Source organism: Actibacterium sp., from assembly GCF_041584535.1.
In the GTDB taxonomy this organism is placed as follows: Bacteria; Pseudomonadota; Alphaproteobacteria; order Rhodobacterales; family Rhodobacteraceae; genus Actibacterium_D.
Window position 1 is genome coordinate 1 of record NZ_JBFHDW010000047.1, and the last position, 11,566, is coordinate 11,566.

Here is an 11,566-nt window from a genome sequence, read left to right on the forward strand (position 1 = left end):
ACGATCGTGCCGCGCCGGATGTCCCACAGAACCGGCACCGTGACCCGACCGGATACGCCGGGGGCCGCGCGGGTATAGACATCACGCAGGAACTTTTCGCCGAACAGGCGGTCACCGGTGGCGCCGTCGAAATCGGTGTCAAAGGTCCAACCATCGCTGAGCATATCAGGGTGAACAACCGAGGCCGAGATATGGTTCTCCAGCCCCTTGAGGCTGCGGAAAATCATCGTGCGATGGGCCCATGGGCAGGCATGCGAGACATACAGATGATAGCGCCCGCTTTCAGCGGCGAAACCACCTTCGCCGCTGGGGCCGGGGCGACCATCGGGCGTGATCCAGTTGCGAAACCCTGCGGTGGTGCGCTGAAACCGGCCACCATTTGCAGAGGTGTCATACCACTGTGAACTCCATTTGCCATCGATGAGAACGCCCATACGCCTGCTCCTGTCTTTGCTGGGACAGGATGTAATCGCTATTCGCAGGTGCGGCTATTCGGCATCAGCGCGCACTGAGTCTGCGCAGATGCACCAAGGAAATTCGGGTCCGCGACCAAGGTATTCTTGACGGATTAGGGGTGAACGGTGTTTTTTATAGGAAGGGATGGGGGAAGAAATGTCGGATTTTCTACCAAAGGAAGTGCGCGAGGGTCTGGAGCTGGCCCGCAAGGCCGCTCAGAAAAAGAAAAGCCGCCTCAGGGTCGAGGCCGGGAGCGAAAGCTATCGCATCCTGCGGTTCTGGTCGGGGGGCTTTGCTTTGGACGCGGAAACCGCCCCGCATCTGCGCGGGCTGGTCGATGTCTATGACGGCGGGCGGCACCTGTATCAAGCGCTGATCGTCGCCTCGTCAGAAGAGGCGGGCGAGCTGATTTTCGAATTCAAACGCAACACCGCCGCGACAGACAAGGCACCGCTGGATTATTATCGCGACCCGCAGACGCCGATTGCCTTGTTGCGCTGAACGACGTTCACTGTAAATCTCTGAACGCCTGTTGCAGGCGTTCGACCGCCTCGGCCACGCGGGCGCGCGGGGTGGCAAAATTGAACCGCAGGAACGTTTCGCCGCCGGTGCCGAAGGTCGCGCCGTAATTGACCACCACCCGCGCGTCGCGTTCGACCCGGCGGGTGAATTCCTCGGCGCTCATGCCGGTATCGGCGAAATCGACCCAGGCCAGATAGGTGGCCTCAAGCGGCATGGATCTGACGCCGGGGATCTGCGACAGCCCCTGATCCAGCAGTTGCCGGTTGCCATCCAGATAGGTGATCAGCTCATCGACATAGGCGGCGCCTTCGGGCGAATAGGCCGCCGTTGCCATATGCAGGCCAAAAGCGTTGGGCGCCAGTCCCAGCGCCGCCATCCGGGCACCAAAGCGGGCGCGCAAGGCTCGGTCGGGAATGATGACATTGCCGGTGTGGCATCCGGCGATGTTGAAGGTCTTGGTGGTGGCGGTCATCATCACCAGCCGGTCGAGGATCGATGGGTCGGCCAGCGGCATCGGCAAATGTTTGTGGCCCGGCATGATCAGGTCGTGATGGATCTCGTCCGAGACAAGGATCAGGTCGTGACGCTTGCAGAAATCAGCGACGCCTTGCAGTTCGCTCTGGCTCCAGACCCGGCCGCCGGGATTGTGCGGCGAGCACAGGATCACCAATTTCTCGGCCCCGGTCATCAGCGCGTCATAGGCGTCAAAGTCCATCTCGTAACGGCCATCAGTGTTGACCAGTGGGCATTCGACGATCTTGCGCCCTGCGGCGCGGATCACCCGGCCAAAGGCGTGATAGACCGGCGTGAACAGAACCACGCCATCGCCGGGATCGGTAAAGGTGTCGACGCACAGCGCCGCGCCGTTCACCAGCCCGTGGGTCGAGAAAATCCACTCGGGCTGAACCTGCCAGCCGTGGCGGGTCTGCATCCACCAGCAGATCGCGTTCTGATAGTCGCTTTCATCGCCGAAATACCCGAACACCCCGTGATCGACCATCGCCTGCACCGCGTTCGCCACGCAGGCGGGCGGGCGAAAGTCCATGTCGGCCACCCACATGGGAATCGCGTCGGGGTCGGTGATGCCATAGACGGCCTCGATCTTGTCCCATTTGGAGGAATGCGTGCCGCGGCGCTGGATAATCTCGTCAAAATTCATGCGGGTCTCCTTGGTCTTGGGGCAAGCTATCCCGTCAGACGTCGGTTGCAAGGCATAAGCGACGATAAGCAACATTGCGAAAGCCCGCGTCTTGCCCTAAATCCACGGCCATGACGATACGACCGATCCTGATCCACCCCGACCCGCGCCTGAAAACGGTGGCCTCGCCCGTTGGTGACATCACCGATGAGCTGCGCCAACTGGGTCGTGACATGCTGGAAACCATGTATGACGCGCCGGGCATCGGGCTGGCTGCGCCGCAAATTGGCGTGCTTAGCCGTGTGCTGGTGATGGATTGCATCAAGGAAGAAGGCGCCGCGCCGCGCCCGATGATCCTGTTCAACCCGGAAATCACCTGGTCGTCCGAGGATGTCAGCACCTATGAAGAGGGTTGCCTGTCGATCCCCGACCAATATGCCGAGGTCGATCGCCCCGCCGAGGTCGAAGTGCGCTGGATCGACGAAAACGGCGCGCCGCGGGAAGAGCATTTCAAAGGCCTGTGGGCCACCTGTGTGCAGCACGAGATCGACCATCTGAACGGCAAGCTGTTCATTGACTATCTCAAGCCGATGAGGCGCCAGATGATCACCCGAAAGATGCAGAAACTGAAACGCGAGCGGACACGCCCGTGACCTCGCGCCCGTTCGTTCCGTGGCCCGACAAGCGCCTGCGCACCGTCGCCGCGCCGGTCGAGTCGGTGACGGACGAGATTCGCGCGATCTGGGATGACATGGTGGAAACCATGGATGCGATGCCCGGTTACGGGTTGGGCGCGCCGCAGATCGGGGTGATGCTGCGGCTGGCGGTGGTCGATTGCTCGGACACGCGCGGCAAGGCGATCCGCATGGCGAACCCGGAAATCCTGCATGCCTCGGTCAAGCTGCGCGAGCATGAAGAAGCCTCGCCGAATCTGCCGGGCATGTCGGCGGTGATCGAACGCCCCCGCGCCGTGACCGTGCGGTTTCTGAACGCGACGGGCGAGGTCGAAGAGCGCGATTTTGTCGATCTCTGGGCCACTTCGGTGCAGCACCAGATCGACCACCTGAACGGCAAGATGTATTTCGATCACCTGTCGCGGCTGAAACGTGACCGGCTGTTGAAGCGGGCCGAAAAGCTCAGGAGAGGCTGATGCGCGTCGTGTTCATGGGCACGCCCGAATTTTCGGTGCCGGTTCTGGATGCGCTTGTCGCGGCCGGGCACGAGATCGCCTGCGTCTATTGCCAGCCGCCGCGCCCGGCGGGGCGGGGCAAGAAAGACCGCCCGACGCCGGTTCATGCCCGCGCTGAGGAACTGGGTCTGATGGTGCGGCACCCGGAAAAGCTGCGTGATGCCGGGACGCAGGCCGAATTTGCCGCGCTGAACGCCGATGTGGCGGTGGTGGTGGCTTATGGCCTGATCCTGCCGCAGCCGGTGCTGGACGCGCCGCGCTTTGGTTGCCTGAACATTCATGCCTCGCTGTTGCCGCGCTGGCGCGGTGCGGCGCCGATTCACCGCGCGATCATGGCGGGCGACGCCGAGACCGGCGTCTGCATCATGCAGATGGAGGCTGGTCTGGACACGGGTCCGGTTCTCATGCGCCAGACCACCCCGATCGGGGCCGAAGAAACCACGGCACAGCTGCATGACCGCCTGTCCGACATGGGCGCGGCCCTGATTGTCGAGGCTTTGGAAAACCTGCCCAACCTGACGCCCGCGCCGCAGCCCGAACAGGGCGTGACCTATGCCACCAAGATCGACAAGGCCGAGGCGCGGATCGACTGGACCGCCCCGGCGGCCGAGGTTGATCGCAAGATCCGTGGCCTGTCGCCCTTTCCCGGCGCATGGTGCGAGATCGCGGGCGAGCGGGTAAAACTTCTGCGCTCGCGCCTGACAGCGGGGACCGGCGCGCCGGGGCAGGTTCTGTCGGGACTGACCATCGCTTGCGGTATTGGCGCGGTCGAGGTGCTTGAGGCGCAGCGCCCCGGCAAGCGTGCGATGCTGGCGGACGAGTTCCTGCGCGGATTTGACTTGCCGGACCGGGTGGATTGACCCCCGGCTTTCGGTCATAGTGTCGGTATGAGCGTTTTATTTCTTATCATCATCGGCGCCGCTGCCGGTTTCATCGCCACCCGGATGATGAAAGTCGAGGCGGATCTGATCACCACCATCGTCATCGGCATTGCCGGGGCGTTGCTGGGCGGACTGATCCTGCGGGTGCTGTTGGTGATGACCGGAATGGCCGCCGGGTTTGTCGGCGCGATCCTTGGGGCGGCACTGCTGATCTGGGCCTATCAGACCTATATCCAGCGCAAGTGATCAGCGCGGCGGGCGAGGCCGGTAAACCGGCAGGGTCCAGCCAAACACCATGCTGCCAGCGCGCAGGATGAACGTCACCACTGCCGCCGCGATCAGCGCCACCGCCAGCGACAGATCGAATTGCAACGCCACCAGCGCCGAAAGCGCGCCTGCGAAAGCTGCGGTCGCGTAAAGCTCGCCCTGTTTCAGAACCAGCGGCACCTCGTTGCAGACGACATCGCGCATCAGGCCTCCGAAACAGCCGGTCGCCACGCCCATGGTCACGACGTTCACCGCGCGTGCCTCCATCGACAGCGCCACGCCGACCCCGGCCGAGACCGCAACCGCCAGCGCCAGCGCGTCCAGCCACAGGATTGCGCGATAGCGGCTTTCGAACAGGTGGGCGGTAAAGAACACCAGCACCGCCGCCCCTGCCGCCAGCAGGATATATTCCGGCGCCGAGACCCAGAACACCGGATCGCGCCCCAGAAGCAGATCGCGCAGCGTGCCGCCGCCAATGGCCGTCAGGCAGGCGACGAAGATAAAGCCGACGATATCCAGTTGGGCGCGGCTGGCGGTCAAGGCGCCGGTCAGGGCAAAGACCAGAACCGCAGCCAGATCCAGCGTATCGGTAAGGGTCATTGCCCGCCACCGGGCTTGAACGGTGCCATACCGGCGCGCGCCAGTTCGTCAGCGCGTTCGTTTTCGGGGTGGCCATCATGGCCTTTGACCCATTCCCACGTCACCCGATGGCGTTTTTGCGCCTCGTCCAGCCGTTGCCACAGCTCGACGTTTTTCACCGGCTTTTTGGCCGAGGTTTTCCAGCCGTTTTTCTTCCAGCCGTGAATCCAGCTGGTCACGCCGTTCTTCACATATTGGCTGTCGGTCACGATGGTGATCGCGGTGCCGCGCCCCAGGGTTTCCAGCGCGTTGATCGCCGCCAGCAGTTCCATGCGGTTGTTGGTGGTGTTGGCCTCGCCGCCGCTCAGCGCGCGTTCCTTCAGAACCCGTGCGCCGTCCTTGGCCTGCAACAAGGCGCCCCAGCCACCGGGGCCGGGATTGCCCGAGCAGGCGCCGTCGGTATAGGCGAAATAATCGGGCATCAGGCTGGTTTCCGCAGCACGCGCGGCACTTTGAATTCGATGTCTTCCTGCGCGGTCTCGACGATTTCCACCGTTAGCTCATACCGGTCGCGGAAGGCGTCGATCACCTCGTTCACAAGAACCTCGGGGGCGCTGGCCCCGGCGGTGATGCCGACGGCGCGGATGCCCTCAAGCGCGCGCCAGTCGATGTTCGCGGCCCGCTGCACCAGTTGGCTATAGGCGCAGCCTTGCGATTTGCCGACCTCGACCAGACGTTGCGAATTCGACGAGTTCGGCGCGCCGATCACCAACAGCGCGTCGATGCGCGGCGCGATGGCCTTGACCGATTCCTGCCGGTTGGTGGTGGCGTAACAGATGTCTTCCTTATGCGGCCCCACAATCGCCGGGAACCGGGCCTGAAGCGCGGCGACGATCCCGGCGGTGTCATCGACCGACAGCGTGGTCTGGGTGATGAAGGCCAGCTTTTCGGGGTCGCGCACGGCCAGGCCCGCCACGTCCTCGGTGGTTTCGACCAGCAGCACCTCGCCCTCGGGCAACTGGCCCATGGTGCCGATGGTCTCGGGGTGGCCAGCATGGCCGATCATCACCATTTGCAGGCCGTTCTGGTGGTGACGCTCGGCCTCGATATGGACCTTGCTGACCAGCGGGCAGGTGGCATCGACATAGATCATTTCGCGGCGCGAAGCCTCGGCCGGGACGGTTTTCGGCACGCCATGGGCGGAAAAGATCACCGGGCGGTCATTGGGGCAATCGTCCAGGTCCTCGACAAACACCGCGCCCAGATCGCGCAACCCGTCGACGACGAATTTATTGTGGACGATTTCATGGCGCACATAGACCGGCGCCCCCCATTTCTGAATCGCCATCTCGACGATTTTGATCGCCCGGTCGACACCGGCGCAGAACCCGCGCGGGGCGGCAAGATAGAGGGTCAGCGGGGGCTTGGTCATCGTCGTGCTCCTGTTGGGGAACAGGTAAGGCTAAGCCGCGCCGGGGTCCAGCCCCAACGAAAAACCGGGGCGCGTGGCCCCGGTTCGGTGTTAGTCGTTATCGCCGTAATCACCGGACTGATCCGGGCGCGGCTCACGCGGGGGGCGGCCGATCACGTCGCGCAATTCGTCCAGCTCGATGAAATTATCGGCCTGACGGCGCAATTCGTCCGCGATCATCGGCGGTTGGCTGCGGATGGTCGAAACAACCGACACACGCACCCCGTTGCGTTGCAGGCTTTCGATCAGCGGCCGGAAATCGCCATCGCCGGAAAACAGCACGATGTGATCGACATGCGGCGCCAGCTCCATCGCGTTCACGGCCAGTTCGATATCCATATTGCCTTTGACTTTGCGCCGGCCCATCGAGTCCGTGTATTCCTTGGCGGGTTTCGTCACCATGGTGAAGCCGTTGTAATGCAACCAATCCACCAAGGGACGAATGGGCGAGTATTCGTCGTTTTCCAGCAAGGCCGTATAGTAGAACGCGCGCAGCAGCTTGCCGCGTCGCATGAATTCCTGTCGTAACAGTTTGTAGTCGATATCAAACCCCAGCGCCTTTGCAGCCGCGTAAAGGTTTGACCCGTCTATGAACAGCGCAAGCCGTTCGTCCCGGTAAAACATAATATTTCCTTCCCATAATACATTCCGCACGATGTGAGTGGTGGTGTCGGTAATGAATTTGCGCGAAATGTAACGAAAGAAGTTAGGGGAACCGACCATATGCCGCAAGAGTTCGACCGCCGGGCGGCCTATACACAAGGACTGGTCGCGCTGGGTGGCAACGTAACGTCACTGGCCGGCCATCCCGGAGCTACACTTGAGCGGGCGCTGGAGCATCTGGCGCAACTGCAAGGCGCCCCGGTGCAGGCCAGCCGCCTGTTTCGCACCCCCAGCTTTCCGGCGGGATCGGGGCCTGACTATGTGAATGCGGTGGCGCGGATCGAGACCGATTTGTCCGCGACCGACCTGCTGGCGGCGCTGCACGCGATCGAGGCCGCGTTTGGCCGCGAACGCGATACGCGCTGGGCGGCGCGGACGCTGGATCTGGATCTGCTGGATTTCGGCGGCGCGGTTCTGCCCGATCTGGCGACCTATGCGGCTTGGCGCGACCTGCCGCTTGAGGCGCAGATGCGCGCGGCACCGGATCGGTTGATCCTGCCGCACCCGCGGATTCAGGACCGGGCGTTCGTGCTGGTGCCGCTGGCGGACATCGCCGCGGACTGGGTGCATCCGGTCTCGGGGCAAAGCGTGGCGGAAATGCTGGCGGCCCTGCCAGAGGCGGACAAGGCAGCGATCCGGCCATTGTAGCGGCGTCACAGGATTCTCCTCTTGTCAAGGCCCGTGCGACTCAATAAGTAAGGCTCTCAACTTTCCCAGTTGGATTGGAGTTTCTCATGGCCCGCGTGACGGTCGAAGATTGCGTTGACAAGGTTCCGAACCGGTTCGAGCTGGTAATGCTCGCCTCTCATCGCGCCCGCGAGATCGCTGCCGGCGGTGCGCTGACGGTTGATCGGGACAATGATAAGAACCCGGTTGTCGCCCTGCGCGAAATCGCCGAGGAAACTCAGTCGGCTGCCAGCCTGCGCGAGCGCATGATCGAAAGCAACCAGACCCAGATCGAAGTCGACGAACCCGAAGAGGATTCGATGGCTTTGCTGATGGGTGGCGGCGAGGCGGACAAACCTGCCGATGACGACATGTCGGAAGAAAAACTGTTGCGGGCGCTGATGGCCGCACAAGGTCAGAAATAAGGCTTAGAAAGCCCAGCACCGGATTGCGGACCAGATGCCGAAGATCGACGTCGAAGACCTGATCTCTCTGGTTCGCAATTATAACCCTCGCACGAACCAGGACATGATCCGCCGCGCCTATGCCTATGGCGAGCGGATGCACGAGGGGCAGTTCCGCCAATCCGGCGAGCCGTATTTCACCCATCCCGTTGCCGTCGCCGCCATCCTGACCGAGATGCGGCTGGACGACGCCACGATCATCACCGCGCTTTTGCACGACACGATCGAGGACACGAAATCCACCTATACCGAGATCGTCGAGCAATTCGGCGCCGACGTGGCCGAGCTGGTCGATGGCGTGACCAAGCTGACCAATCTTCAGCTGTCCTCGTCCGAGACCAAACAGGCCGAGAACTTTCGCAAGCTGTTCATGGCGATGTCCAAAGACCTGCGGGTCATTCTGGTCAAGCTGGCCGACCGTCTGCACAACATGCGCACCATCAAATCGATGCGCTGCGAAAAGCAGGTGCAAAAGGCGCGCGAGACCATGGATATCTATGCGCCGCTGGCCGGTCGCATGGGTATGCAATGGATGCGCGAAGAGCTTGAGGATCTGGCGTTTCGCGTCCTGAACCCCGAGGGCCGCAATTCGATCATCCGGCGCTTTATCACGCTTCAGCGGGAAACCGGCGATGTGATCCAGCAGATCACTCAGGACATCCGGCACGAATTGGAAGAGGCCGATATCGACGCCGATGTGTTTGGCCGCGCGAAAAAGCCCTATGCGATCTGGCGCAAGATGCAGGAGAAAAGCCAGGGCTTTTCCCGCCTGTCGGATATTTACGGTTTCCGGGTCATCACCCGGTCCGAGGCCGATTGCTATCGTGTTCTGGGCGCGATCCACCACCGCTGGCGCGCCGTGCCGGGCCGGTTCAAGGATTACATCAGCCAGCCCAAGACCAACGGCTATCGCTCGATCCACACCACGGTATCGGGCCGCGATGGTAAGCGGGTCGAGGTTCAGATCCGCACCCGCCAGATGCACGAGGTTGCCGAGGCCGGTGTGGCCGCGCATTGGTCCTATCGGGATGGTGTTCGGGCCTCGAACCCGTTCGCGGTCGATCCGGCGAAATGGCTGGCGGCGCTGACTGAACGCTTTGCCAACGCCGAAGATCACGACGAATTTCTCGAAAACGTCAAACTTGAGATGTATGCGGATCAGGTGTTCTGCTTCTCGCCCAAGGGCGACGTGGTGAAGTTGCCCAAGGGCGCGACGCCGCTGGATTACGCCTATTCGATCCACACCCGCATCGGCGACAGCTGTGTCGGCGCCAAGGTCGATGGCATCCGCGTGCCGCTATGGACCCGGCTGAAAAACGGCCAGTCGGTGGAAATCATCACCGCCGAAGGGCAGCGCCCGCAAACGACATGGATCGACATCGTTGTCACCGGTCGCGCCAAGGCCGCGATCCGCCGCAGCCTGCGCGAAGAAGACCGCGAGCGGTATATCAAGCTGGGCCGCGAACTGGCCCGCGTCGCGTTCGAGAACGTCGGTCGCAAGGCAACCGACAAGGCGTTGAGCACCGCCGCCAAGACGTTAGCGCTTGAAGATGCTGCCGAGGTTCTGGCCCGTCTGGGCAGTGCCGAGTTGCGCGGCACCGATGTGGTCAACGCGATCTATCCCGATCTGGCGCGCGATACCGGCGATGAAATCTCGGCCGATCGTGCCGTGGTCGGCCTGTCGGCGGATCAGCATTTCACCATCGCCCCATGCTGTCAGCCGGTCCCGGGCGAGCGGATCGTCGGCATCACCTATCGCGGCAAGGGCGTTATCGTTCACGCGATCGATTGCCCGGCCCTGACCGGATACGAGGAACAGCCCGAGCGCTGGATCGACCTGCATTGGCAGTCGGGCAAGCACCCGGCGGTGCATTCGGTGACGCTGAATGTCACCATTCGCAACGATGCCGGGGTGCTGGGGCGGATATGCACCTTGATCGGTGACCAGAAGGCCAATATTTCGGATATGCATTTTGCTGACCGCAAACCCGACTTCTATCGGTTACTGATAGATGTGGATTTGCGTGAAGCCGAGCATCTGCATACGGTCATGACGGCCCTTGAGGCCGAAAGCGACGTGGCTGGGATTGAACGCTTTCGGGATGCCTCGCGCAAACCCTGAAGCAACTAGGGGGTCTGGGGTTGGTCTTTAAGCGCCGCGACAAGCGTTCTGTCTGGCGCATCGTGCTGGAGATGTTCTATCCGCGCGGTGGCTGGCAACGGGCGTTTTTCTATATGCGGCACCGCGTCCGGCGCCTGCCCGACCGCCCCGAACGGATCGCCCGCGGCATCTTTGCCGGCGTGTTCACCGCCTTTACCCCGCTTTTTGGTCTTCATCTGGTGATTGCGGGCATTCTGGCCAAGATCATGAACGGCAATATCTGGGCGGCGCTGGCGGGCACGTTTGTCGGCAATCCTTTGACCTTTATCCCGATCGGTGTGCTTAGCATGAAGGTCGGGCATTTCCTGATGGGCTCGCGGTTCGATGCCAATGTAAACAAGTCGCTGGTGAACCAGTTCACCGGCGCGGCCGAGGATTTCCTGAACAACTTTCTGGCGTTGTTCACCGATGCCGAGGCGAATTGGGCGAACCTGTCGGAATTCTTTGACCGGGTGTTCCTGCCGTATTTGTTCGGTGGCATGGTTCTGGGGGTTGTTGCCGGGCTGTTGGCCTATTACCTCAGCCTGCCGGTCATCACGGCCTATCAAAAGCACCGTCGGGGCCGTCTGAAAAAGAAACTGGCCGAATTGCGCGAAAAGGCTGCGCGCAAGGCGGCGGTTGCAACCGAGGTAAAGCCCGCGGCCAAGAAAGGCGCCAACAATGTCTGATCTCGTCACCCGACCGCTGGGCCGTTTGCGCCTTGGCGTGAACATTGATCATGTTGCCACCGTGCGCAACGCCCGCGGCAGCGCCTATCCCGATCCGGTGCGCGCCGCCAAGCTGGCCGAGGAATTCGGCGCCGACGGGATCACCGCGCATTTGCGCGAAGATCGCCGTCATATCTCGGACGCGGATATCGAGCGGCTGATCGACAGCCTGACCCTGCCGCTGAATTTTGAGATGGCCGCCACCGATGAAATGCAGGCCATCGCCCTGCGTCATAAGCCGCATGCGGTCTGCATCGTTCCGGAAAAGCGCGAAGAGCGCACCACCGAAGGCGGGCTGGAAGTCGCGCGCGAGGAAAACCGGCTGGCGCATTTCATCGCGCCGCTGGCCGAGGCCGGCTGCCGGGTGTCGATCTTTATCGCCGCTGACGCCGCTCAGATCGA

General features: G+C 62.4%; 15 protein-coding genes and 1 pseudogene. 10 read left to right on the forward strand and 6 right to left on the reverse strand.

Translation table 11 applies throughout. The features are described from left to right. Positions 1–434: pseudogene (locus tag ABYW26_RS03885) on the reverse strand (glutathione S-transferase family protein); the annotation flags it as partial. A 178-nt stretch (positions 435–612) separates the two neighbouring features. Between ABYW26_RS03885 and ABYW26_RS03890 the strand changes: the two are divergent. Further along, the gene (locus ABYW26_RS03890) at positions 613–957 is read left to right on the forward strand and encodes a hypothetical protein (protein ID WP_372603484.1); all 345 of its coding nucleotides are present in this window, start codon (positions 613–615) and stop codon (positions 955–957) included. A gap of 7 nt (positions 958–964) precedes the next feature. Here ABYW26_RS03890 and ABYW26_RS03895 read toward each other — a convergent pair whose 3' ends face one another. Then, positions 965–2,137, reverse strand: a complete 1,173-nt coding sequence (locus ABYW26_RS03895) for a MalY/PatB family protein (RefSeq protein ID WP_372603485.1) — start codon at positions 2,135–2,137, stop codon at positions 965–967. A gap of 110 nt (positions 2,138–2,247) precedes the next feature. Between ABYW26_RS03895 and def (ABYW26_RS03900) the strand changes: the two genes are divergently transcribed. The 4 genes from def (ABYW26_RS03900) to ABYW26_RS03915 are packed head-to-tail and all read left to right on the forward strand — an operon-like array spanning position 2,248 to position 4,432. After that, complete coding sequence (def, locus tag ABYW26_RS03900; protein ID WP_372603486.1) at positions 2,248–2,769, forward strand: peptide deformylase; 522 nt, start codon at positions 2,248–2,250, stop codon at positions 2,767–2,769. Continuing rightward, complete coding sequence (gene def / locus ABYW26_RS03905; RefSeq protein WP_372603487.1) at positions 2,766–3,266, forward strand: peptide deformylase; 501 nt, start codon at positions 2,766–2,768, stop codon at positions 3,264–3,266. Before def (ABYW26_RS03900) ends, def (ABYW26_RS03905) begins: the two co-directional genes overlap by 4 nt. Beyond that, complete coding sequence (fmt, locus tag ABYW26_RS03910) at positions 3,266–4,165, forward strand: methionyl-tRNA formyltransferase (protein WP_372603488.1); 900 nt, start codon at positions 3,266–3,268, stop codon at positions 4,163–4,165. Before def (ABYW26_RS03905) ends, fmt begins: the two co-directional genes overlap by 1 nt. Positions 4,166–4,192: 27 nt before the next feature. After that, the gene (locus ABYW26_RS03915) at positions 4,193–4,432 is read left to right on the forward strand and encodes a GlsB/YeaQ/YmgE family stress response membrane protein (RefSeq protein WP_372603489.1); all 240 of its coding nucleotides are present in this window, start codon (positions 4,193–4,195) and stop codon (positions 4,430–4,432) included. Here ABYW26_RS03915 and ABYW26_RS03920 read toward each other — a convergent pair whose 3' ends face one another. From ABYW26_RS03920 to ABYW26_RS03935, 4 genes are all read right to left on the reverse strand, one after another. Beyond that, a complete protein-coding gene (locus tag ABYW26_RS03920) occupies positions 4,433–5,053 on the reverse strand; it encodes a trimeric intracellular cation channel family protein (RefSeq protein WP_372603490.1) in 621 nt (206 codons plus the stop codon). Next, complete coding sequence (rnhA, locus tag ABYW26_RS03925; RefSeq protein ID WP_372603491.1) at positions 5,050–5,514, reverse strand: ribonuclease HI; 465 nt, start codon at positions 5,512–5,514, stop codon at positions 5,050–5,052. Before rnhA ends, ABYW26_RS03920 begins: the two co-directional genes overlap by 4 nt. After that, positions 5,514–6,464 (reverse strand): 4-hydroxy-3-methylbut-2-enyl diphosphate reductase, encoded by a 951-nt coding sequence (ispH, locus tag ABYW26_RS03930; RefSeq protein WP_372603492.1) that lies wholly within the window; start codon positions 6,462–6,464, stop codon positions 5,514–5,516. Before ispH ends, rnhA begins: the two co-directional genes overlap by 1 nt. 90 nt (positions 6,465–6,554) lie before the next feature. Then, positions 6,555–7,127, reverse strand: coding sequence for an NYN domain-containing protein (locus ABYW26_RS03935; RefSeq protein WP_372603493.1), 573 nt, complete (start codon positions 7,125–7,127; stop codon positions 6,555–6,557). 99 nt (positions 7,128–7,226) lie between these two features. Between ABYW26_RS03935 and folK the strand changes: the two genes are divergently transcribed. The 5 genes from folK to ABYW26_RS03960 form a co-directional block, all read left to right on the forward strand. Next, positions 7,227–7,814 carry a 2-amino-4-hydroxy-6-hydroxymethyldihydropteridine diphosphokinase gene (gene folK, locus ABYW26_RS03940; RefSeq protein WP_372603494.1) on the forward strand — a complete coding sequence of 196 codons (588 nt, stop codon included), beginning with the start codon at positions 7,227–7,229 and terminating at the stop codon, positions 7,812–7,814. Positions 7,815–7,900: 86 nt separating this feature from the next. Then, a complete protein-coding gene (gene rpoZ / locus ABYW26_RS03945; protein WP_372603495.1) occupies positions 7,901–8,257 on the forward strand; it encodes a DNA-directed RNA polymerase subunit omega in 357 nt (118 codons plus the stop codon). A 34-nt stretch (positions 8,258–8,291) separates the two neighbouring features. Further along, complete coding sequence (locus tag ABYW26_RS03950; RefSeq protein WP_372603496.1) at positions 8,292–10,418, forward strand: bifunctional (p)ppGpp synthetase/guanosine-3',5'-bis(diphosphate) 3'-pyrophosphohydrolase; 2,127 nt, start codon at positions 8,292–8,294, stop codon at positions 10,416–10,418. A 20-nt stretch (positions 10,419–10,438) separates the two neighbouring features. After that, positions 10,439–11,125: a DUF2062 domain-containing protein gene (locus ABYW26_RS03955; RefSeq protein ID WP_372603497.1), complete on the forward strand. Its 687-nt coding sequence runs from the start codon at positions 10,439–10,441 to the stop codon at positions 11,123–11,125. Further along, a partial coding sequence (locus tag ABYW26_RS03960) for a pyridoxine 5'-phosphate synthase (RefSeq protein ID WP_372603498.1) occupies positions 11,118–11,566 on the forward strand: 449 nt, incomplete at its 3' end. The genes ABYW26_RS03955 and ABYW26_RS03960, both read left to right, overlap by 8 nt.